This window comes from Altericista sp. CCNU0014, from assembly GCF_044923475.1.
Taxonomy (GTDB): Bacteria; Cyanobacteriota; Cyanobacteriia; order Thermosynechococcales; family Thermosynechococcaceae; genus JAAURS01.
This window is the reverse complement of record NZ_CP137338.1, coordinates 4,849,507-4,871,208: the sequence shown is the minus strand read 5'-3', so window position 1 is coordinate 4,871,208 and position 21,702 is coordinate 4,849,507. Positions and strand designations below refer to the sequence as shown.

The window sequence follows — 21,702 nt, the reverse complement described above, 5'->3', positions numbered from 1 at the left end:
AAGCCACTACTTCAATAAGTAGTTTAAGCCAAATCTATGTCAGAGTTAGAAGCTTCCCCTTCCTCAGACCTAAACTCTCGTCTTGCCTCTACGGATGCAATCCCAATTGGTAATGGATCTGCTCCTTTGTCTGGAGCAATGCAGGGCATGGTCTTTCAGTTGGCCGATGGCAGCATTCAGGCGTGTAACGCGCGCGCGCAGGAGCTATTGGGGTTGAGTGCGGAGCAGATGCAGGGATTGACTTCGCTCGACGGTTTGCGGCAAATCGTCCGCGAAGATGGTTCTCCCTTTCCGGGCGAGGCCCATCCGGCTATGGTGGCATTGCAGACGGGGCAACCTTGCCGAGATGTCGCGATGGGGATTTGTACTCCTAACGGAGAATTGGCTTGGTTGAACGCGACTTCCCAGCCTTTATTTCAAGCCAATGGATCGACGCCCTATGCGGTGGTTACTACTTTTACTCAAATTGCTTCGCCGCAACGCCTATCTTCGATTCCTGGAGATGCTCTAGCGCGATCGCAATACGTATTAGAGACGCTTGAAAATATTTCAGATGCGTTCTGTTGTTTGGATCCAGATTGGCGAATCACCTACGTCAACGCTCAAGCGATGCGGTTGTTGAACCGCTCGCCGGAGAGCATCCTCGGCAAGAATCACTGGGAGGTGTTTCCCGAATCCGTAGGGAGTAGGATCGAGCGAGAATACCGTCGTGCCGTGGCGGAACGCGTTACGGTTAGTTTTGAAGTGTTCTACCCGCCCCATCACAGGTGGTACGCGGTCCGCGCCTATCCCATTGCTTCCGGTCTTGCCATTTATTTTCAGGATGTAACGGCTCAAAAACAGACGCAGGAAGCTTTGCGCCGCTCGGAGGAGCGCTATCGCGCGTTGTTTGATGCGATCGATGAAGGCTTTTGTATCGTTGAAATGCTCTTCGATGAAAATGAGGCGCCGATAGACTACCGTTTTTTGGAAATCAACCCGGCCTTTGAGAGACATACGGGATTGGTGCAGGCAGTCGGTAAAACCGCGCGCCAGCTCCTCCCCGATTTAGAGGAGCGTTGGTTTGAAATTTACGGCAACGTGGTGCTGACAGGAGAATGCGTGCGCTTTGAAGAGCGCTCCGCCGTCATGAACCGCTGGTTCGACGTGTTTGCGTTCCGCTTTGGAGAGCCGTCCGATCGCAGGGTGGCCGTCCGCTTTAAAGACATTAGCGATCGCAAGCAAGTTGAGGTTTCTCTCCATCAAAGCGAAGAACGCCTGAGCCTCGCCCTAGAAGCAGCAGGAATGGCAACTTGGGATATCGATCTACAGACCGAAAAAAGAATTTGGTCTGAGAAACATTTCACTATTTTGGGCTATCCTCCCAATGTGACGGGCGAAGGTAGCTCAGAAATGTGGCATTCTCGCGTGCATCCTGACGATGTGGAGCGCATCGGACAGGAGGTGGAGCGAGCCAGGCAAACCCAATCTATTTTTTCCTTAGAACACCGCATCGTCCGCGCCGATAACAATCAAATCCGATGGCTCAGCGTATTTGGCCGATTTCTCTACACCGAAGTAGGAGAGGCCGTTCGCTCTGTCGGCGTCTTTTTTGATATCAGCGATCGCAAGCAGTCGGAGATCGACCTCCAGGAGCAAATTAAGTTACGGCAAGTCATCGTCGATAGTATCGGCGACGGGTTGATTCTGGCTAACCCGCGAGGGGAGATAGTGATTGTCAACCAAGCCGCTCGGGATATGTTTGGATCGCTAATCGGCGATCGAGCCTGCGAACAATGGTCTGATACCCACGGAATCTTTTTGCCAGATCGACTCACTCCCTTTCCCAATGAAGAGCTGCCGTTGGTAAGAGCCATTAGAGGCGAATCCGTAACCGATGTGGAAGTGTTTGTCCGTCACGATTCAGCTTTGGAAGGTCGATGGATGAGTATCAGCGGCTATCCCGTCGTTGATGTCAGCAATGAAATTAACGGCGGAGTGATTACCTGCCGGGATATCACAGAACGCAAGCGCACTGAAGAAGAACTGCGGCAGAAGAATGCCATCTTAGATCTAATTAACCAATCCGCTCCAACGCCAATTTTTGTCAAAAATCGGCAAGGATGTATTATTTACGCCAACCCAGCGACCCTTGAAGTGCTGGGCAAACCAGCTTCTGAGGTGATTGGCTATCGCGACTGCGATATTTACGCATCGCCCGAGGATGGTGCCATCGTTTCGCAAAACGATCGGCGGATTATGGAATCCGGGCAGACAGAAGTGGTGGAAGAATCTCCCGACGGCATTCGGACGTTTCTAGCGATGAAAGCACCCTACCGCAATGCTGAAGGAGAAGTCATTGGATTAGTGGGGGTTTCCAGCGATATTAGCGATCGCGTTCAGCTCGAGCGCGATCGCGAACGCGTCTTAGCGCGAGAGCAGGCGGCGCGGGAGGCAGCAGAAAAAGCCAATCGCATTAAAGATGAATTTCTGGCCGTGCTCTCCCACGAACTGCGGACGCCCCTCAATCCCATTCTGGGTTGGTCGAAGTTGTTGCAAAGCGGCAAACTGAGTGCCGCGAAGACTGCCGAAGCCATTATCACCATCGAGCGCAATGCCAAACTGCAATCTCAACTGATCGAAGACTTGTTGGACGTGTCGCGGATTCTGCGAGGCAAGCTTTCTTTGACCTTGGCGCCCGTCAGTCTGGAAACGGCGATCGCCTCTGCCATTGAGACGGTTTGGCTGGCGGCAGAAAATAAAAATATCGCGATTCAAACTGTTTTTGAGGTACGGGGTGCAAAAGTTTCTGGTGATGCGGGTCGCCTCCAGCAGGTCATTTGGAATCTTTTATCCAATGCCGTAAAATTCACCCCTGCGGGGGGCCGGGTAACGGTCGGGCTCGCCCAAGTCGAGCACCAAGTTCAAGTCGTCGTGAGCGACACGGGCAAAGGCATTCAGCCTGATTTCTTGCCGTACGTGTTCGAGCATTTCCGCCAAGAAGATGGTGCGATTAGCCGCAAGTTTGGTGGCCTCGGCCTGGGTCTGGCGATCGCCCGTCAAATTATAGAACTGCACGGGGGCGAGATTTGCGCTGAAAGCGCGGGCGAAAATCGGGGTGCGACCTTCACCGTGACTCTGCCCCTGCTGCGGCAGACTTCAGAATGCATTCCAGAGATCGATGCTGAGGCGTTGCCCCCTTCCCAACCCTTACCCTTGGCGGGACTGAGCATTCTGGTTGTCGATGACGAACCCGACTCCCGCGACTTTGTTGCGTTTGTTTTAGAACACGCAGGTGCAGCGGTTGTGGCCGTGCCTTCAGCAATCGCGGCCTTAGAAGCAATCTCACAACTGCGCCCGGATTGCTTAGTGTCTGATATCGGCATGCCAAACATGGATGGCTACGCGCTCTTGCAGGAAATTCGATCGAACTCGGACGGAACCGCGCGAGTTCCAGCGATCGCCCTGACGGCCTACGCCGGAGAAATAAACCGACAGCAAGCCTTACAAGCGGGATTTCAGCAGCATTTACCCAAACCCATCGATCCAGACGAGTTGGTCCGGGCGATCGCTGTCCTGCTCATCTGATTTGCGCGTACGCCGTAGGAAAGCTGGAGTGAGAAAAACGATATGACGCTGAAGAGAACGCCCGTGTTGGAGACATCGCTCCAGAAAGCAAGCAGCGCGATCGCCAGCGCAACTCAACTGCGATTCTACGGTGTGGCGCTCCTCTCGGTTGCCTTGGCACTGGGGCTAACCCTGTTGCTTTTACCGTGGCTCTATCCCACCCCAGCAGCTCTGTTTTTTATGGCAGTTATGGTGAGTGCCTGGTATGGCGGCTTGCGTGCTGGGTTGGTGGCAATCGTTCTATCTACGGTAGCCATCAAATACTTCTTTTTCGAGCCGTATTATTCTTTCACCGTAAACAATCTAGGAGCGGTGGTTCGACTGACTGTATTTCTTGCAGTTGCAGTGTCGATCGGCATCCTCAATCAGTCCCGGTATAAAGCTCTCCAAAGCGCTAAGACAAATTTGCGAGCGTTACAGGAGGCGATGGGCCGAGAGCGGGAAGCGCGGACTGCTAGTGAATTGGCTCAGCGTGCGGAGCAAGCCGCCAAAAAACGACTCGAAACCGTACTTTCTAGTATCGATGATGGGTTTTACGTCCTCGATCGCAATTGGTGTATTACCTATGCCAACGAGCGCCTCTGCGAAATGATGGTAATGTCTCAAGCAGAAATCCTGGGGCGCAATATTTGGGAGTTATTGCCCGATGTCGTCGGAACTGAGGCTTGCGATCGCTTTTATAGGGCGATGCAGGATCGAGTGCCCGTGCAGTTTGAGGATATTTACGTTCCCTGGAATCGTTGGTACGAACTGCGGCTTTACCCGTCATCGAGCAGTCTGACGGTTTTTGTGACTGACATTACCGATCGCAAACGGGCTGAGGAAGCATTGAGACTGAACCAAGATCGACTGGCCTTCGTCCTGAGGACGACTGGCATCGGGTTGTGGCTGAACTCGCTGCCCCTAGGCGCGCTAAATTGGGACGAGCGCACCAAGGAACTATTTTTCATCGCGCCGGAGACCGAGCCGACGATCGACCTGTTCTGGAGTCGCATCCACCCCGACGATCGAGAGTCAACTCGCCTTGCAATGGAGGGCGCGCTGCGCGATTGCACCCTGTACGAGATCGACCACCGGGTTGTAAATCCAGATACGGGCGAAGTTCGATGGATCCGATCGGCTGGGAAGGCGATTTATGCCCCGGATGGCACGCCCGTCTCGTTTGACGGGATTAACTACGACATTAGCGATCGCAAACGAGATGAAGCCGATCTGAAGCAGAGTAACGCCCGCTTCCACATGGCAATGCGGGCCGTTGAGGGCATTGTCTTTGAGTGGAACCTCCAAACGCAGCAAATTTACCGTTCTGAGGGGTTGTTCGACCTCATCGGCGTTCGGGCTGAAGACGCACTTCCCACGCAGGAGTGGTGGGGAGAACGGGTGCATCCCGACGACCTGAGGGAGATTGAGTTGAGATTTTCGTCAATCGTTGCCGATCGAATCGATCGCTACCAATACGAATACCGCGTCCGCCACGCAGCCGGTCACTGGGTAGACGTGTGGGAGCGGGGGTACTTGCAGTACGGCACGCAAGGGGAATTGGTCGGTGTCGTGGGCTTCACGACCGATATTAGCGCTCGCGTGCGACTCGAACGCGAGCGCGAGCAGATTTTACAGCAAGAACAAGCAGCGCGGGAAGCAGCGGAAAACGCTAACCGCATTAAAGATGAATTTCTGGCCGTGCTCTCCCACGAGTTGCGGACGCCCCTCAATCCCATTCTCGGCTGGGCTAAGCTCCTGCAAAGCGGCAAGCTGAATGCCGCGAAGGCTGCTGAAGCCATTATCACCATCGAGCGCAATGCCAAACTGCAATCGGAACTGATCGAAGACTTGCTGGATATCTCGCGCATTCTCCGAGGGAAGCTCAGCCTCACGGTCGTTCCCGTCAACCTGGCTGCGACGATCGCAGCCGCCATTGAAACGGTGAGTTTGGCGGCCAACGCCAAATCGATTGAGGTCATTGCCGATTTAAATCCTGAGGTAGGCCGCGTCTCGGGAGATGCAACGCGCCTGCAGCAAGTTGTTTGGAACTTGCTGTCCAATGCCGTTAAATTCACTCCCCCAGGAGGACAAGTCGCAGTGCGGCTCGCACGAGTTGAGAACCAGGCGCTCATTTCTGTTAGCGATACAGGTAAGGGCATTCATCCTGACTTCATGCCCCACGTGTTCGACCATTTTCGTCAGGAAGATGGGGCCACCACGCGCAAGTTCGGCGGGTTGGGGTTGGGACTCGCGATCGCGCGTCAGATCGTGGAGCTGCATGGCGGTACAGTCTGCGCCGAGAGCCAGGGAGAAGGGTTAGGGTCTACCTTTAGCGTCCGATTGCCGCTGATGCCCCTAGAACCAACTTCAAACGTAGATTGCAGTTCGCCAGCGCCATCCCTCGATTTGAGCGGCGTTCGAATTTTGATAATCGACGATGAAATCGATTCGCGCGAGTTTGTCGCGTTTGTGCTGGAGCAAGCAGGTGCGAGGGTTACAACTGCCGCGACCGCAGCCGAGGGACTTGCGACCTTGGTTCGCACAACGCCAGATGTATTGCTGAGCGATATTGGCATGCCGGATATGGATGGTTATGCGTTAGTGCGGCAGGTGAGAGCGCTGCCGCCGGAAGAGGGCGGGAAAGTTTTGGCGATCGCCCTGACGGCCTACGCTGGCGACTTTAACCGACAGCAGGCTTTGGAAGCGGGATTCCAACAGCACTTATCCAAACCGATCGAGCCGGATGAATTAGTACGGGCGATCGTGCTCAACCTATCGGTCCATATTCAAAGACCTTGAACTTTACCAAGGCTGCTAGCCCATCTAAATTGTTGAAGCCCTTGCGTTTTATTCTAACGAGTTGGCGCTCTAGAGGCGATCGCCACGCTAAAGTCTTTAAAGACCTTGGCTCGCAAATTGCCCCATGATCGTTTCGATGCATTCCGAACCTACGCCCTACAAAACCGATGAAGAGGAACTGACCCAGCGCACGGGTAAAAATGCCGCGCAGCACCGCGATCGCTCGACGGTAGACCGCAACCTGCTCACCCCAATGATGCGGCATTACGTCGAAACCAAAGACGAGTACCCTCAAGCATTGCTGCTGTACCGCGTCGGCGACTTTTACGAAACCTTCTTTGAAGACGCCTGCACCATCGCCCAGGCATTGGAACTCATGCTCACCAGCAAAGAATGCGGCAAAGAAGTCGGTCGCGTCACGATGGCGGGCATCCCCCACCACGCCCTAGAGCGCTACAGTCGAATTTTAGTGGAAAAAGGCTTCGCGATCGCCCTCTGCGATCAGGTGGAAGATCCGGCCCTGGCCCAAGGCTTAGTCAAACGCGAAGTCACGCGGGTGATCACCCCAGGCACGGTGCTGGATGAAGGAATGCTGAAAGCCCGCAGCAACAATTTTCTGGCCGCTTTTGTATTGGCAGGCGATCGGTGGGGCTTGGCCTACGCCGATATTTCGACCGGGGAATTTTCGACAACTCAGGCGGGCGATCGCGATCTGCTGGTCCAAGAACTCATGCGGCTCCAGCCTTCCGAAGTTTTGTTCCCCACCGATGCGCCGGACGTGCAACAACTGCTGCGACCGGGAGAGTCTTCACCGCTGCTGCCGGAAGGGTTGCCAAATCAGTTCTGCTACACGCTGCGATCGCAGTTCAGCTTTGGTCTTACGGAAGCAAAACAGCGGTTGCTAGAGCAATTTCGGCTGCGATCGCTTGAAGGTTTGGGCTGCGACCATTTGCCCCTGGCCATTCGAGCTGCCGGGGGATTGCTGATGTACCTCGAAGATACGCAAAAAGAAACCCGCATTCCGCTTCAACCCCTGACGACCTATACCCTCAGCGAATATCTGGTCCTAGATCACCAAACCCGTCGCAATCTAGAAATTACTCAAACCTCGAGAGACGGCACCTTTCACGGCTCCCTACTGTGGGCGCTCGATCGCACTGCTACTGCAATGGGCAGTCGGGCGCTGCGCCGCTGGTTGCTTCAGCCCCTGCTGGCTGTCGAACAAATTATTGCCCGCCAAGACACGCTAGCCGACCTAGTCCAAAACACCCAGCTCCGGCAACAGCTCCAGCAACAGCTTCAGAACATCTACGACCTAGAACGCCTAGCCGGACGTGCCGGATCCGGTACCGCCAACGCGCGAGATTTGGTCGCTTTAGCAGAGTCCCTAGAGCGCCTGACAGATATTGCCTACCTCGCGCGCAACAGCGAGTCCCCTTACCTCAAAGCGCTGCAAACCGTGCCGCCAGACCTCGATCGACTGGCCCAAAGACTGCGCGCCCACCTCGTAGAGTCGCCTCCCATCAGCTTGACCGAGGGGGATCTGATTCGGGATGGGGTGGATGCCGAGATCGATCGGCTGCGGCAGCAGGTCGCCTCCGACCAGCACTGGATTACCGATCTAGAACGCGTCGAGCGCGATCGCACCGGAATCTCCACCCTCAAAGTCGGCTTTAACAAAGCCTTCGGTTACTACATCAGCATCTCTCGCGGGAAAAGCATCCAAGCCCCCGCAGACTACATCCGCAAACAAACCCTCACCAACGAGGAGCGCTACATCACCCCCGACCTCAAAGAGCGCGAAGCCCGCATCATGACGGCCCAAACCGATTTATTTCAGATGGAATACGACCTGTTCGGGCAACTGCGCGCGGAAGTGGGCGCGCTCGCCGAACTGATTCGCACCGTTGCCACAGCAGTGGCGGGGGCAGACGTGCTGGCTGGCTTGGCCGAAGTTGCGATTTACCAGGGCTACTGCCGTCCCCATATTACGAAAGACCGCAGAATTGAGATTCAAGAGGGTCGGCATCCAGTCGTAGAGCAATCGTTGCCCGCTGGTTTTTTTGTGCCGAACTCCACCCTGCTCGGCGAAGATGCCGCGCCCGATCTCGTGGTCCTGACAGGTCCCAATGCTAGCGGCAAAAGCTGTTATCTCCGTCAAGTCGGCCTGATTCAGCTGCTGGCTCAAACCGGAAGTTTTGTGCCAGCGCGGGTTGCTAGCTTGGGCGTGTGCGATCGCATTTTTACCCGCGTGGGTGCCGTGGACGATCTCGCGACCGGACAATCCACGTTCATGGTGGAAATGAACGAGACGGCCAACATTTTGAACCACGCCACCGAGCGATCGCTCGTGCTGCTAGATGAAATTGGACGAGGAACGGCGACCTTTGACGGGTTGGCGATCGCTTGGTCGGTTGCCGAATATTTGGCCGTTGAAATCAAAGCCCGCACCATTTTTGCAACTCATTACCACGAACTCAACGAATTAGCTTCATTGGTGGAGAATGTAGCGAACTATCAAGTCGTTGTTAAAGAAATGCCAGATCGAATTGTCTTTCTCCATCAGGTCCAGCCCGGAGGGGCAAGTCGTTCCTATGGTATTGAGGCAGGACGTTTGGCTGGGCTGCCGCCTACAGTAATTCAGCGGGCAAAACAGGTCATGGGCCAGATTGAAAAGCACAGTAAAATTGCGGTGGGTTTGAGAAAAAGCAGTCAGTCCAAGCCACCCAAAGGTAAGCCTTCTACGAGAGTTCGGGAAGAAACCGGACAGTTTGAGCTTCCATTTTGACGCGCATTTGTGGCGCGATCGTTTTAAATTCTAGAGGAAAAGTTCTTTCAATTTGCGATCGCGGCAATCAAACCTCTGTTAGGGTCGCCTTGAAAAGTTTTCAAAAGCCGTAAGGCAACTCGCACCAAGTTGCCTATACTTCTACCCAAACATTCTGCTGCAGCTACCAAAGTCCCCGAACAGGCGCTTTGGGTTCAACCTGGACAGGTGCAGGCTGTACTGGAGTAGGAGGAGTTGGCTCCTTAACACTTGGGGCGGGTGGCTCGGTCGGAACAACGGTGATTTTAGGTTTAATATCCCGAGCCATCAGCGTATAGTTCTCTAATCTGTAGATTTTCTGACAGCGTGAAGGTGTCTGGAGAGAAGTAATGACAACCCGATCGCCAACCATCAGCGTACGGCGGCCTTCGGGAGATAGCACGAAGTCAATAAATTCACCATTGTCTAACTCTACCTCGACGTTATAGGCCGCCAGCCTGCTGATTCGGCCCGTCTGGAGCAAGCTACCGTCTACGATTACATCAGACCCTTGACTCAACTTAAGCGCTTTTAATATATCTCCATTAACTTTGTAAACCTGGGTTCCACTAGCAGTTTGGAGAGTCATTTCAGAATCGGTCAGGTTTACGATTTTTCCCTCGACCTGCTTGCCACCCGTTAAACCAGCATTAACGGCTTGCGCCCAAGCGGGGACAGCCGCCGAGAACAGAACAGAACAACTTAAAGCAAGACCGACTAAGAATTTCATATTATTAACCTTCATAACAAAAATATAAGCCTGAAAATTTAAATTGCGAAGCTTGAAAGCACCCTTTTTCGAGGTGCATTCACCGAAAAACCATGCCCAAAAAAGGATGTTTTCGAGGACTTAAGAGAAAAATCTTCCTTTTATGAAGGTATGGTTAGACTCTCTATTCATTAGAATATCAGAAACTTCAAATATAAAAAAGCAGCCCATCAATACGATGAGTATGATGAGCCTGAAACAATACCAAAAGCTGCAAAGTTAAACACTGAGGTTGAGGTGCGCGTGCGGAGTTGTTTGGTATGTTAAGGGCAATATTTTGTTTTTTGGGAAGCCCTTGTGGCCCCTTATTTTTTGCCTCACCATTTTCTCAAACCTCTGGCCTGTTTACATTAGAGTAGCCTTGTCACCCGCTAAGCTTATCGATATAGGCAGTAGGCCGAGTTTAAAAAATAAGTCTAATGCAGGAGGCTGCCGATCGTCATGCTTGCAATCATGATTGCATAACAACATAGAGCAGCTTGTTCTTATGGGCACCCTCCTTCCACTTCCTTCTTTAGCAAGGCGCAGATCGATGCAGATCGGTTATTCTCCCAAGCTCCAAAGCAACGCTTGGGTTAAGCTCTTGCAAAAGACCTCGCCAAATTCCTTTGATAGGGCACTCTTACTTTATCAAGTTTCTTGCGATGAATGGCTTGCATGGATTCCTGGTTATGGTGAAGCCTGCCTGAATACAAAACAGTTTTATCCTTTAGGTTGAGTTTCTGTGTGAGCAATTGTACTACTAAAGCTACTTTCTAAATTCAGCATGCAACTCTGTATGAAAAGTCAAGCATACTGCATTTTTGAAAGGGCTTTATTTTGAAAATTAAAGGAGTTTCCAATGAATAGTTTAATGCTTGAAATTAGAGCGCGTATAGGTTCGTGGATTAGATCGATTTTGAATACACGCGTTCTAAGTTTTGTTTTAGTGGGCAGCTTGTTCCTGTTGGGGACTGGCTGCGCTAATCCCAGTTCCGCTGCAAGCCGTACCCCCAACGATTTGGGCCAAAGGGTAGATAACGCAATCCATCAAGATAATTCGGTTCGCCCGAAGACTATAGGGGAATGGAATCAAGACGCTCGAGAAACGAAAAACGCACCTGGAAAGCGATTGAAGAAGATTGCCGAACAGTCAAAAGAGGCAGTGAAAGAGTTGGGAGAGGTTTATCCAAATACTGCCGAAAAGAGCGCCCGTACGTTTGATGAAAATAAGGCTCTCGTCAATGAGTAGGTTTAGATCCTTGCATTCTTTTTGATGAGCGATCGCAATTTCTCTTGACTAGTCTGAACTGTACTGGCTGAAATTCTAGCAATCCTAAATTTTTTTAGTCGTACTCAAACCCCAAAGATCGCTATGTCTCAATGACCTGTGTTAATTCTAGCAAGCTGATGGAGAGCACAGATCTCGCCTGACTCGTCCATCAGCTCCCCAAATAAAGAATCCGACCGTCAGATTTGCGGTTCAGCTTAAAATTTGCTCGAATTCAATGAGATTTCCATCCGGGTCTCGAAAACACGTTGTAATGAAACCACCTTGCATGAGTCCATCCTCTGGGCGCTGCCAAGGATCGTTAATCATGACAACGCCGTGGGATTTTAGATGGGCGATCGCCTCGTCTAAATTCCGAACGGTAAAGGTCAATGCAATTTTGGCATTGTGGGAATCGTAGGCTACTGCCTCCGTCGGGCCAATATACTCTTTTAATCTCGCTCGATTGAGAATCGTAATTTTAGTCTCGCCTGCATCTAGTTCGGCATATTCCTCTGCATCGTTTTCATACAGAGCCGTTAAGCCTAAAACATTCTTGTAAAAAAGTTTGCAGGCTTCGTAGTTCTCTACATTCAATCTGGTGTATGCGTATTTAAGATTCATCTGCGACCTCTTGCACTAAGGATTGAGGACTGTTTTCTAATAATAGTAAACGAATCGAGAAGTAAATTCCCTTGGCGTTTCATATAGGAGCGCGACTTCGTTCGCTACGCAACGCGTTCGTGCAGCTGCAATTTTAGTTGCCGGACTGCTTTAGCGATAGTAGGAGCTTTTATTCTAATAGTTAATAATGCGATCTAATTTTAACTTTTAGCACTTTTGCTCTACCAATAATTATATTTAGATGATGACTGAGAACTCTACCTCCTTAGTTAGAGGAAAATCAACGATGAAACCTATAATCTAGTAGCAAGATGAGTCTCGCTTCGATCGCTGTTGCTCGTATTCAAGCATGGTGTGGCGGGCTGAAACTCAGATCGAACAATTTTGTAAATTATAAAATTAATTATATCTATAAAAGTTTAGCGGCTTGGAGAATTTAAGATAATGCTTTTAGGGACACCCAAATTCGGAGTCGGTAGCTTTTCAAGTCGTGAAGATGTAGAAGCTGCGATTGAAATGCTTGAAAAATCCAATTTTCCTTCAGAACGGGTAACCATTGTCAAACAAGAAGTGGCATCTCAGGATGAAGGTATGGCGATTTCTGAAGAGGAATTTGTTGAAAATCAAAAGGAATCCGGCGTCAAAAAAAGCGTTTTAACGGCAGGTGCTGTCGGTGGCGTTTCCGGGATGTTGATGGGTTTGGGAGCGTTGATGCTCCCCGGCATTGGCTCGGTTGCGGTGCTGGGTATTCAGTCCGCCCTAGTCGGAATGGCAACTGGAGGGGTTTATGGCACTGCGGCAGGTACGCTGATGGGTGCGGCCTTAGGAGAGGATATCTCCCACGATCGAGCGAAGCAGTACGGCGATCGTTTGGCTGAAGGGAACTACCTCATGATTGTAGAAGGTTCGAAAGATGAGATTTCTAGCGCAGAATCTATTTTAAAGGCTAGCGAAATTAAAGACTGGGGAATTTATTGAAGCAAAAACTTGGAAATCGAAATCGCCGCGATCGGAAAATCTGCAAAGGCAGGTCTAGCTCAAAGTGCGGCTGCGGTATTGACAGGCCGCTCAATACCGCTAAAATTTAGTTTTTGTTTTAAGGATCGAATCTTGGGGCTTTGAAAGCTCGCGCTCGTGGCAATTGCAGGATGGCACCGGGTCGTAGCCTCCCGGACTCCAGGGATGACAGCGCAGGATTCTTTTCAGGGCTAGCCAGCTTCCAGAGATCGCCCCATATCGATCGATCGCCTCTAGCGCGTACGCCGAGCAGGTAGGCTGATAGCGACAGCTCGGCGGCAGTAGCGGCGAAATTAACCGTCGATAAAGCTGAATCAGCCCAAGCAGAAAAAACTTGACAGCGGCCATATGAATCAAAACTGTGAACAATGCTCAACAGAACGTTCGCCTGAGCGTGATGTCTCTTAACATTTAGAGTGGGACGAACTGAAATCGGTGAAATGCCCTAAAGTCGCACGTTTTCATCCTATCCGAGGCAAAGGGCGATCGCAACTCAGCCATTGACAATGTGGTTTGGCCCGCACTTTCTGAGATGATGATTAACATGCCTTATGGTTTACTTTAAGCTTATGCATGTCTGAGTTTAGGCTTGCCCTGCGGACTCCGAATCCAACTGCATACCGTTAATCAGTCAGCTCGTCCGATTAACAAACATCGCTCTCTACCCAAATGCCTTCAAGCTTTGCGAGAGCCAACGTCTATATCCCTGTTTAACAGGTCTTTATATACTTTTGATATCGAGGGTGATCAATGAGATTCCGCGCTTTCATCATTGCACTGTTCGCCGTCTGTCTGACGGTTCTACCTTTGGGTGGCGGCAATGCTTTGGCCCAAAGCCGCACCAGCCTAACCTACGAAGATATTCGAGGAACGGGATTGGCGAATAAGTGCCAAACCTTAGGCCAGACGACTCGGGGGACATTTCCGCTGGAGTCGGGGCAAGAATACGTGCTAACCGATTTATGTCTTGAGCCCATTAATTTCTTTGTTAAAGAGGAACCCAAGAATGCTCGCCGCGAGGCAGAGTTTGTCCCTAGTAAGGTCATGACCCGTCTGACCACTTCCCTAGAAGGCGTCACCGGAACTCTGAAACCCAATGAAAAGGGCGGTTTGACTTTTTACGAAGAAGATGGGATGGATTTCCAGGCCATTACTGTAAAGCTATCGGATGGGGAACTGGTGCCGATGCTCTTTACGCTCAAAGGGCTGGTTGCCGAAACCCAGGGCGGACTGACGGCTATCAATGCCTCTACGGATTTTCAAGGGGAGTATGAAGTCCCGTCCTATCGGACTTCAAACTTTTTGGATCCGAAGGGTCGCGGTTTGACCACGGGCTACGACAATGCTGTGGCTCGGCCTGCTGTGGCTGAAGGCGAAGAAGAAGTGGCCCGCGCCAATGTGAAGCGCTTCATCGTGGGCAAGGGTGCCATTTCGATGCAAGTGGCGAAGGTGGATGGCCGCACTGGAGAGATTGCGGGGACCTTCGAGGCGGAGCAGCCTTCGGATAGCGATATGGGTGCCCACGAACCCAAGGATGTTAGAATTCAAGGCGTTTTCTACGGTCGGGTTGCGCCCCAAGAGGCCTAAAGATTAGCTAACGTCTTTTACTTAAGGCTGTACCTATTTGGGTACAGCCTTTTTTGCGAACGCAAGAAAGTAGTGGATAGATGAGTCTGAGCCAAGTTCGAAGAAGCGATGAGCGTTAGTATAGCTTTCAGTGCGTCCTTGTCAATCCGACCTTTCCAAGAGTTTGGCAACTTGCTGAGTAGCCGGGAGCTGATCTTACAGCTCTGGCGGAATAGGTGAGACTATCTGATAGGTGGCACCCCCAATCGGTGTATTCGATCGCGGAGGGCATATTCCACATAGTATGGTCTTTCGACTTACATAGTAATGATGCAAATGGCAGGATTTTCGTTAGATAAACGCACCATGTCATTGAATATGGCTAAATAAGTTCAAAATCCAAATTATCAGATTTCAATCAGCGGATCGGGGAATATCACAGAAGAGCTAGTAGCAGAATATCTAGAACATCATCGAACCCCGTCAAATCAGGACTACGATAATTTTTTGCTCGAATAGGTTAACTTAGGCTTTCAGCCCTTTAAGAAACCTCTGCACTTTTAGTGCAGAGTGGTTTAGTTCAAAAGAAATCGAGAGTTTCTGCAGCATTAGATACAATACGATAGCTTTATTAAGCAAAATATTTCCTTAAACAAGATGAATAGTATTGATTGAAGTGTAATTATAATTTCCCAATCTGGGTATACTTGAAAAAACTTATGGCTTCCTTTTAATATCATACTGAGTGATTGGAGAAAGCAGATGAATGTTCGAGAAACAGGTTCGATTTTATTGAGCATAGGGCTGCTATGCAGTGGCTTGTCAGCTCACTATCTATCTACTAACGCGGCTCTGGCAAAAGTGTATCATGGAGCTTCAGATCCAGATCGTGCAGACTGGCAACCTAATGCTGTAGTTAATCCTAAGAAACCCGTTACAGTCGTTCTGATTAATAGCTTTGGAGAAGCTTTTAACTACACTCTCACAGGTCATACAGGTAGTAGACAAATCATAAACGGCAAAACTGCAACATTAACGAATGTTCCTCTACCTGCCTATATTGCCGTCAACCCCGCAAGGGATAAAATCAACATTAGATACAAAGTTTCGGTTGACAAAGGTAGGAATACCATCGTCTTAGAACTTAAAAAAGCGAAAGGTGCTGGACAAAGATCCTTAGAAATCGATCGCAAGGGAGCGATTTTTGCTTATTAATCCCTAATGAGCCTCTAGATACCATAGTCTAGGGGAGTCTAGAGGCTACAGTCCGCTTCAGAACTGTGATTTCACGAGATTTTGCTTTCTATAGCTTACAAGCCAAAGAGAGGCTGTGATGTTCTTAACCGTAAAGGGGCGATGGAAAAAAGTCAATCCGTGGGTTCGTCGGCTAATTTTAGGCTGTAGCGTCATTATCGTTTTAGCTGGCTTAGGGTACGGGTTCTTTCAACGCAAAATAACTGCAATTCAACCCTCTGCTTTTTATACTCCACCGAAAGTGCTTCCAGCAGGTGTACCCGGTACAATCATCCGAAAAGAATTGCTGACAGACGATTTGCCTAAAAATGCGATTGCATGGAGAGTTTTGTATCTATCTACGGATCTGAATGGTAAACCCATCGCGGTCAGCGGGACTGTAGTAGCCCCCAAAGAAAAAAGCCCCTCATCTCGTCCAGTCATCGCATGGGCGCATGGAACCATTGGGGTGCTGCCACAGTGCGGCGTTAGTCACACCCCACATCCCTATAAACAAACTCCCGTCGTAGACCTCATGGTAAACCAAGGATTTGTGGTGGTTGCAACTGATTATCCAGGTCTGGGGACACCTGGCGTACATCCCTACTTAATTGGAAATGTCTCGGCACGCTCTATTCTAGATTCTGTCCGTTCGGCACGACAGTTGGACGTGAATGCTAGCGATCGCTTTGTCGTTTGGGGTGCGTCACAAGGAGGTCAAGCGGCACTATGGGCAGTCCAATCTGCGGCAGAATATGCACCAGAGCTAAAGTTGGTCGCGGCAGCCGCTTCAGCGCCAGCCATCAATCTCGCAGGCATTATCAAAGCAAAAATGGATGACCAAGGTGGTGGGGTCTTTATTGGCGAAGCACTCTATGCATGGGCACATCACTATCCAAATGCAAATTTAGATAACATCATTAGGCCCCAGCAGCGCGCCCAGTTCAATCGTATGGCAACAACATGTGTTTCTACTCCCGCTGCTTTTTTGACCATTGGTACGCTCTTAAAACCATCTGAATATTTGAGTGTAAATCTTCTCCAAACTGAACCTTGGCGTACAATTATTGAACAAAATACACCTCGTGGGCGCGTAAAAGTACCCTTGCTGATTACGCATGGCACAGCAGATACGCTGATTCCATTAGAACTCAGTGAGATAGAAGTTAAACGACGATGTGCGCTAGGAGAAAATGTGCAATTGATACGACTACCTGGTGTCGGACACGATGCTCGGAATGAATCGGGTATTCTAACAGTGGGATGGATTGAAGATCGTTTTGCGGGATATCCCTTTGGTGCTACATGCAATGTAAGTTCGGCTAAAGGTAAAATGACCGCATTCGCTAAAGATTAGCGGCAAAAAATCCGCTGATATACGGAAACTCAGCGTGAATGTCTTTAGCGAGTTGTTCGACGACGGATTTGCCCCAGCCTGCGGTTTGTTTGCGATCGCAAATCATCCGTCCAATATCCCAATAAAGCGTAATAAGTTCTTTATTGACAGCTTTCAGGGCTTCGTATTGAGCAGACCGAATCCGCTGTTTAACGTCGCCCAATAGTTCTCCGTAGTCCGTCGGAATAGAATGGGTCATAGGATTACCTAAAGGGACTCTGAGTCTGGGTTCTCGGTATTGGGTTTTTGACAGACAAAATGGCAAAGTTTCTCCTGATTGTAGAATCGGCTGGAAAAATTAAAAAGCTGAGGTCGATTTTGGGAGCCGATTGGGATGTCCGCGCCTCGGCAGGCCACATTCGACAGCTTGCCAACGATGGTGCCGATGCACTGGGGTTCGAGCTGACAGACGATCGCATCCAATGTCGCTACGTGCCCAAGGACGAGCGAGCTAAACAAACCATCGCTCAGCTCAAGTCTGCTGCCCATGCCGCCAAGGAAGTCATCTTGGCCTCCGATGCAGACCGCGAAGGGGAAACGATCGCCTGGCATTTGGCCGAAGTGTTGGGTCTCAAAAAGCCGAAGCGCGTCGTCTATCAAGAAATTACCGAGGCTGCGGTGAAAGCGGCGATCGCCCGTCCCCGCACCCTAGACATGAATCTCATTGCAGCAGGTCGCTGCCGCGACGTACTGGATAAACTGGTGGGCTATCGCGGGTCGCCCCTCGTGTGGCGGCTTAATAATGGGGCTAAAAGCGTCGGTCGGGTGCAGTCGGCCACGCTGCATCTGGTTTGCCAGCGCGAACAAGAGATTGTGGCCTTTACGCCCCAGGACTACTGGTCTGTATTTGTAGACTATGCCGAAGGCTTCCGCGCCTTCTACCACGGCGGTCTTGAAAAAGATGTCGCAGAATTGGACACCGTGGACGATGCGGGCGTTGCGGAGAAAGTCGCGGAATCGACGCGGGTGCTGAGTCGCGAGCAAGCCGAGGAATTGGTAGCGATCGCCCAGACCCACCCCCATTCCGTCGTGCAGATTGAAGGCAAGCAAACTGCCAAGAAACCGCCCGCCCCCTTTACGACATCGGCACTCCAGCAAGCCGCTGGGTCGCGGCTCAAGTTTAGCCCGGAACACACCATGGCAGTCGCCCAAAAGCTCTACGAAGCCGGACTGATTACTTATATGCGCACTGACTCCGTGCAGCTCAGTCCAGAGTTTTGCACGGCGGCGCGGCAATGGCTCGAAACCCACGACCAAGCTAACGTTCCCAAGCAAGTTGCAAAACAGCGCAGCGCCAAAAACGCTCAGGAGGCCCACGAGGCCGTTCGCCCTACGGATATTTTCAAGGCTTCCGCCACCCTAAAATTGCAGCTCTCGGACGACGAATTTAAGCTGTACGTGCTGATCTGGATGCGGGCGATCGCCTCTCAGTGCAAGCCAGCACTCCTGCGCAAAACCAAAGTCTTGACGGAATCCGGTGGGTTGCAGTGGCAGGCGCGAGGACAGGTGCTGGAATTTGCGGGCTATACAAAATACTGGAAAGATTTAAGTGCCGATGCAGTTTTGCCGATATTGAACCGAGGACAATCGCTCCATTTAGAGAACGCAGCCCACGAGCAAAAGCAAACCCAGCCGCCGCCTCGGTATACGGAACCCAAATTGGTCCAGTTAATGGAGCGTCGCGGCATCGGACGACCCGCCACCTACGCGCCCACGATCGCCACGCTCAAGCAACGCGGCTATGTGGCGCTGCTCAAAGACAAACTTCAGCCCACAACCTTAGGGTTAGAAGTGGATGCGTTTTTGGAAACCGCCCTCCCGGATCTGATTGAAGCTGACTTTACGGCCCAGATGGAGCAGGCACTGGATGCGATCGCCCTAGGACAGCAAGAATGGCAGCATTACCTCACGGCATGGAACCGCGAGTATTTTGAACCCGCGCTCGATCGAGCGCAGAAACAACTTCCGGCAAGTTCGGCTCAAGCCTATCCCAAGCGAGATCTGGAAAAATCTAGAACAAAATGTCCTAATTGCGGCCAAGCACTCCTGAAAGTTCCGACCAAAAAGCTCAAAAAAGGATACTTTCTCAAATGCGAACAGGAAAGTTGTAAAACTGAAGAGGGCGCAGATCTCGTGTTGTTTTGGTCCGATCGCGAGAAAGCATGGCAAACCCCTCGCGCTAAGACTGTACGGGAACCTTCTCAGGCAACCGCTTTTCCTTGCCCAGTCTGCCGCAAGCCCTTGGAGGAATATTATTACAGTAAGGACGGCCAGCCTAAAAAAATGCTGCGATGTTCTGACCTAAAGGCTAAAACCGATGGAAGGCATAAGGACGTTGCTTTTTTCTGGTCTCAAGATCGATGGTGGAGTCCAAAATTGGGAGAGTTGTTATTGGAGAAAGAGAATTAAATATGACTTCGGGATCGCTTCATCGTCTAACAGCATTCACAACCACTGCCAATGGAGGGAATCCTGCTGGCGTTTGGATTGGAGAAACACTTCCAGCTCCTGAAATCATGCAACGTATCGCCGCCGAGGTCGGCTTTTCAGAAACCGCCTTTGTGGCTCCCGCAATTGGACTTGAACGAACCGTTCGTTACTATAGCTCCGAAGCAGAAGTCTCGTTTTGCGGACATGCAACCATTGCAACTGGAGTCGTACTGGGTGAAAGCGTTGGAGATGGTCTCTATAGGCTAACAACAACGGTTGGAACTGTACCAGTGGCCGTCCGCAAGCGAGATGGGAATTATGAAGCATCCCTGACCTCCGTTGAGCCAAAGCATACCGCTGCACCTGAAGCGCTCGTCACCGAGGCTCTTACTGCCTTGGGATGGAGGCGAGAGGAACTCGATGGTGCCATTCCTCCTGCCAGAGCTTATGCTGGGGCATGGCATTTAGTTCTGGCTGTTGCTGAAGCACAGCGCCTTGCAAACCTAAATTATGACTTCGAGGCTCTTAAAACCCTGATGCTTCGCGATGGTCTGACAACGCTGCAACTAGTGTGGCGGGAGAGTGCTACCGTCTTCCACTCCCGCAATCCTTTTCCGGTCGGTGGTGTGGTTGAAGATCCAGCGACGGGTGCAGCAGCGGCAGCTTTGGGAGGATATCTTCGAGCAGAAAAGCTGATTACGACACCGACAACTATCCTGATTCGTCAGGGAGAAGCGATGGGTCGCCCCAGTCGAATTAATGTGGATATCCCCAGTAGTGGCGGAATTGTTGTGACGGGTCAGGCAGTCTGGATTTGATAGGGAAGTCCTGAAAGTAATTTCACACGGAAGTTTCAATACAGTAGTCTTCAAACACGACTTCATAGCCGTCACCCTCTGGCGATGCACACATTACGCCGACTTGAAGGGGAATCAAGCTAGGCAGGTAAGTCATTCTAAAGAGTTGATAGCCTGCCGCTTCACTCCAGGAAGCAATGTGAATTGCGTCTCCTACCCGTTCTACCCGAAGTTGAAAGGTTTCGGGTGGATTGACCAATGGAGTCATCGACCAATCAGAATACTCGTGAGTGACAACAGCGCTCAAATGTTGACTCCCATCGACATATTCAATCCCCGTTTTGATCCAGTGTTTTTCATCCGCACGAATCATCAATCCCGCTTGGTCGTAGAGGTCTTTGTACTGACCCCGGAATTTGACGGAAACTGTGAAGTCAGTCGCGATCGCATCAAAATAAAAATGTCCGCTATCGCGAATAAAACCGTAATGGGTGATGTGCCAAAAATCAGTTTTGGGAGCTGTTTTGATGACGATCTGATTTCCTGAATGTGACCATTTGGGAGGTTCATTCAACCATTGCATTGATTATTTCCTCCTATACGGCGGCATTGCTTACTTGCTATACAAGGATATACGATACAGAGCCATCTTACCCCACGCTAAAGTGAATTTCGAGTAGTTTCATGGGAATTCTCCAGTCAATTTGTTTGCAGTTCATCGAACTAAGACTGACGATCGAGTTGAGTCAGCGCGATTGCCACAATGAGCAACGCAATTGCAAAAACTCTGGATAGATTGAGAGGATGTGTTGGAACACCAAACCAACCGAATCGATCGATCGCCAGTGACACGATCATCTGGCTACAGACAACCGCTAATGTAGAGGTCGTCAACCCTAGTTTTGGCACCGTTACAGTACTTAAGCTGACAAACATTGCGCCTAGAAAACCGCCTAAAATGCCCACCAAGGGGCATCGATAAACCTTTCTAAATCGGGAGATTGGAACACTCCGAGCACAATCAGAATCATTAAAATACTAAATCCAATCAGAAAATTTATTGCCGAGGCTGCGATCGGAGAGTCGAGTGTTTGTTTCAAGCGGGCATTGGCAGCCGAGCCGATCGCTAAAAAACTTCCGGCTGAACCTGCCCCAAGAACCGCGAATAAAATATCCATGATGAGTATCAGTCCCACGTCGTTATTGGGTCAAAAAGAAGAGCGCAACGGCTAACAATCCAACTGAAATTTGGCGATAAGGCGTGAGGCGATGGCGCTGCATTCCTAACCAACCAAAGCGATCCGTCATGAGACCGACGATCGCCTGTCCACCGACGACTAATCCCAGCGTCAGTGCAACTCCCAGCGTAGAGACAAAGTAAGCACTAGAAGCAATGTACCAGGCTCCAAATAAGCCACCTGTAAAACT

General features: G+C 50.7%; 16 protein-coding genes and 2 pseudogenes. 11 read left to right on the top strand and 7 right to left on the bottom strand.

The window, feature by feature from the left end; translation table 11 throughout:
• Positions 1–36 precede the first annotated feature (36 nt).
• The 3 genes from R6H26_RS23210 to mutS all read left to right on the top strand — a co-directional run bounded on the left by R6H26_RS23210 (position 37) and on the right by mutS (position 9,175).
• Positions 37–3,567, top strand: a complete 3,531-nt coding sequence (locus tag R6H26_RS23210) for a PAS domain-containing protein (protein WP_404785926.1) — start codon at positions 37–39, stop codon at positions 3,565–3,567.
• Between the two features lie 42 nt (positions 3,568–3,609).
• Positions 3,610–6,387 (top strand): ATP-binding protein, encoded by a 2,778-nt coding sequence (locus R6H26_RS23205; RefSeq protein ID WP_404785925.1) that lies wholly within the window; start codon positions 3,610–3,612, stop codon positions 6,385–6,387.
• Between the two features lie 124 nt (positions 6,388–6,511).
• Positions 6,512–9,175 (top strand): DNA mismatch repair protein MutS, encoded by a 2,664-nt coding sequence (gene mutS / locus R6H26_RS23200; RefSeq protein ID WP_404785924.1) that lies wholly within the window; start codon positions 6,512–6,514, stop codon positions 9,173–9,175.
• 163 nt (positions 9,176–9,338) lie between these two features.
• Here mutS and R6H26_RS23195 read toward each other — a convergent pair whose 3' ends face one another.
• Positions 9,339–9,923, bottom strand: coding sequence for a hypothetical protein (locus R6H26_RS23195; RefSeq protein WP_404785922.1), 585 nt, complete (start codon positions 9,921–9,923; stop codon positions 9,339–9,341).
• 526 nt (positions 9,924–10,449) lie between these two features.
• On the opposite strand from R6H26_RS23195, the gene R6H26_RS23190 reads away from it, so the two are divergent.
• A complete protein-coding gene (locus R6H26_RS23190) occupies positions 10,450–10,680 on the top strand; it encodes a hypothetical protein (protein WP_404785921.1) in 231 nt (76 codons plus the stop codon).
• Between the two features lie 180 nt (positions 10,681–10,860).
• Positions 10,861–11,193: a hypothetical protein gene (locus R6H26_RS23185; RefSeq protein ID WP_404785920.1), complete on the top strand. Its 333-nt coding sequence runs from the start codon at positions 10,861–10,863 to the stop codon at positions 11,191–11,193.
• A gap of 231 nt (positions 11,194–11,424) precedes the next feature.
• Here the strand turns inward: R6H26_RS23185 and R6H26_RS23180 are convergent, their stop codons facing one another.
• Complete coding sequence (locus R6H26_RS23180; RefSeq protein WP_404785918.1) at positions 11,425–11,835, bottom strand: VOC family protein; 411 nt, start codon at positions 11,833–11,835, stop codon at positions 11,425–11,427.
• Between the two features lie 516 nt (positions 11,836–12,351).
• Between R6H26_RS23180 and R6H26_RS23175 the strand changes: the two genes are divergently transcribed.
• Positions 12,352–12,813: a hypothetical protein gene (locus R6H26_RS23175; RefSeq protein WP_404785917.1), complete on the top strand. Its 462-nt coding sequence runs from the start codon at positions 12,352–12,354 to the stop codon at positions 12,811–12,813.
• Positions 12,814–12,912: 99 nt separating this feature from the next.
• Here the strand turns inward: R6H26_RS23175 and yidD are convergent, their stop codons facing one another.
• Positions 12,913–13,200, bottom strand: coding sequence for a membrane protein insertion efficiency factor YidD (gene yidD, locus R6H26_RS23170; RefSeq protein WP_404785916.1), 288 nt, complete (start codon positions 13,198–13,200; stop codon positions 12,913–12,915).
• A gap of 402 nt (positions 13,201–13,602) precedes the next feature.
• Between yidD and R6H26_RS23165 the strand changes: the two genes are divergently transcribed.
• The 3 genes from R6H26_RS23165 (at position 13,603) to R6H26_RS23155 (ending at position 17,008) form a co-directional block, all read left to right on the top strand.
• Positions 13,603–14,439 carry a photosystem II manganese-stabilizing polypeptide gene (locus R6H26_RS23165; protein ID WP_404785914.1) on the top strand — a complete coding sequence of 279 codons (837 nt, stop codon included), beginning with the start codon at positions 13,603–13,605 and terminating at the stop codon, positions 14,437–14,439.
• 741 nt (positions 14,440–15,180) lie between these two features.
• On the top strand, positions 15,181–15,633 hold the full coding sequence (locus R6H26_RS23160) for a hypothetical protein (protein ID WP_404785913.1): 453 nt from the start codon (positions 15,181–15,183) through the stop codon (positions 15,631–15,633).
• A 118-nt stretch (positions 15,634–15,751) separates the two neighbouring features.
• Complete coding sequence (locus R6H26_RS23155; RefSeq protein WP_404785912.1) at positions 15,752–17,008, top strand: alpha/beta fold hydrolase; 1,257 nt, start codon at positions 15,752–15,754, stop codon at positions 17,006–17,008.
• Here the strand turns inward: R6H26_RS23155 and R6H26_RS23150 are convergent.
• Positions 16,998–17,246, bottom strand: coding sequence for a DUF1016 N-terminal domain-containing protein (locus R6H26_RS23150; protein WP_404785910.1), 249 nt, complete (start codon positions 17,244–17,246; stop codon positions 16,998–17,000). The genes R6H26_RS23155 and R6H26_RS23150 overlap by 11 nt on opposite strands.
• Positions 17,247–17,305: 59 nt before the next feature.
• On the opposite strand from R6H26_RS23150, the gene topA reads away from it, so the two are divergent.
• Positions 17,306–19,456: a type I DNA topoisomerase gene (topA, locus tag R6H26_RS23145; RefSeq protein ID WP_404785908.1), complete on the top strand. Its 2,151-nt coding sequence runs from the start codon at positions 17,306–17,308 to the stop codon at positions 19,454–19,456.
• Between the two features lie 2 nt (positions 19,457–19,458).
• Positions 19,459–20,295, top strand: coding sequence for a PhzF family phenazine biosynthesis protein (locus R6H26_RS23140; RefSeq protein ID WP_404785907.1), 837 nt, complete (start codon positions 19,459–19,461; stop codon positions 20,293–20,295).
• A 22-nt stretch (positions 20,296–20,317) separates the two neighbouring features.
• Here R6H26_RS23140 and R6H26_RS23135 read toward each other — a convergent pair whose 3' ends face one another.
• The 3 genes and pseudogenes from R6H26_RS23135 to R6H26_RS23125 all read right to left on the bottom strand — a co-directional run.
• The gene (locus R6H26_RS23135) at positions 20,318–20,857 is read right to left on the bottom strand and encodes a DUF1349 domain-containing protein (protein WP_404785906.1); all 540 of its coding nucleotides are present in this window, start codon (positions 20,855–20,857) and stop codon (positions 20,318–20,320) included.
• Between the two features lie 140 nt (positions 20,858–20,997).
• A pseudogene (locus R6H26_RS23130) lies at positions 20,998–21,452 on the bottom strand (DMT family transporter).
• Positions 21,453–21,474: 22 nt separating this feature from the next.
• A pseudogene (locus R6H26_RS23125) lies at positions 21,475–21,702 on the bottom strand (DMT family transporter); the annotation flags it as partial.

Bases quoted from the DNA above. Each gene is read 5' to 3' on its own strand.
- R6H26_RS23210 (WP_404785926.1), top strand. From the start codon at position 37: ATGTCAGAGTTAGAAGCTTCCCCTTCCTCAGACCTAAACTCTCGTCTT.
- R6H26_RS23205 (WP_404785925.1), top strand. From the start codon at position 3,610: ATGACGCTGAAGAGAACGCCCGTGTTGGAGACATCGCTCCAGAAAGCA.
- mutS (WP_404785924.1), top strand. From the start codon at position 6,512: ATGATCGTTTCGATGCATTCCGAACCTACGCCCTACAAAACCGATGAA.
- R6H26_RS23195 (WP_404785922.1), bottom strand. From the start codon at position 9,923: ATGAAATTCTTAGTCGGTCTTGCTTTAAGTTGTTCTGTTCTGTTCTCG.
- R6H26_RS23190 (WP_404785921.1), top strand. From the start codon at position 10,450: ATGGGCACCCTCCTTCCACTTCCTTCTTTAGCAAGGCGCAGATCGATG.
- R6H26_RS23180 (WP_404785918.1), bottom strand. From the start codon at position 11,835: ATGAATCTTAAATACGCATACACCAGATTGAATGTAGAGAACTACGAA.
- R6H26_RS23175 (WP_404785917.1), top strand. From the start codon at position 12,352: ATGCTTGAAAAATCCAATTTTCCTTCAGAACGGGTAACCATTGTCAAA.
- yidD (WP_404785916.1), bottom strand. From the start codon at position 13,200: ATGGCCGCTGTCAAGTTTTTTCTGCTTGGGCTGATTCAGCTTTATCGA.
- R6H26_RS23165 (WP_404785914.1), top strand. From the start codon at position 13,603: ATGAGATTCCGCGCTTTCATCATTGCACTGTTCGCCGTCTGTCTGACG.
- R6H26_RS23160 (WP_404785913.1), top strand. From the start codon at position 15,181: ATGAATGTTCGAGAAACAGGTTCGATTTTATTGAGCATAGGGCTGCTA.
- R6H26_RS23155 (WP_404785912.1), top strand. From the start codon at position 15,752: ATGTTCTTAACCGTAAAGGGGCGATGGAAAAAAGTCAATCCGTGGGTT.
- R6H26_RS23150 (WP_404785910.1), bottom strand. From the start codon at position 17,246: ATGACCCATTCTATTCCGACGGACTACGGAGAACTATTGGGCGACGTT.
- topA (WP_404785908.1), top strand. From the start codon at position 17,306: ATGGCAAAGTTTCTCCTGATTGTAGAATCGGCTGGAAAAATTAAAAAG.
- R6H26_RS23140 (WP_404785907.1), top strand. From the start codon at position 19,459: ATGACTTCGGGATCGCTTCATCGTCTAACAGCATTCACAACCACTGCC.
- R6H26_RS23135 (WP_404785906.1), bottom strand. From the start codon at position 20,857: ATGCAATGGTTGAATGAACCTCCCAAATGGTCACATTCAGGAAATCAG.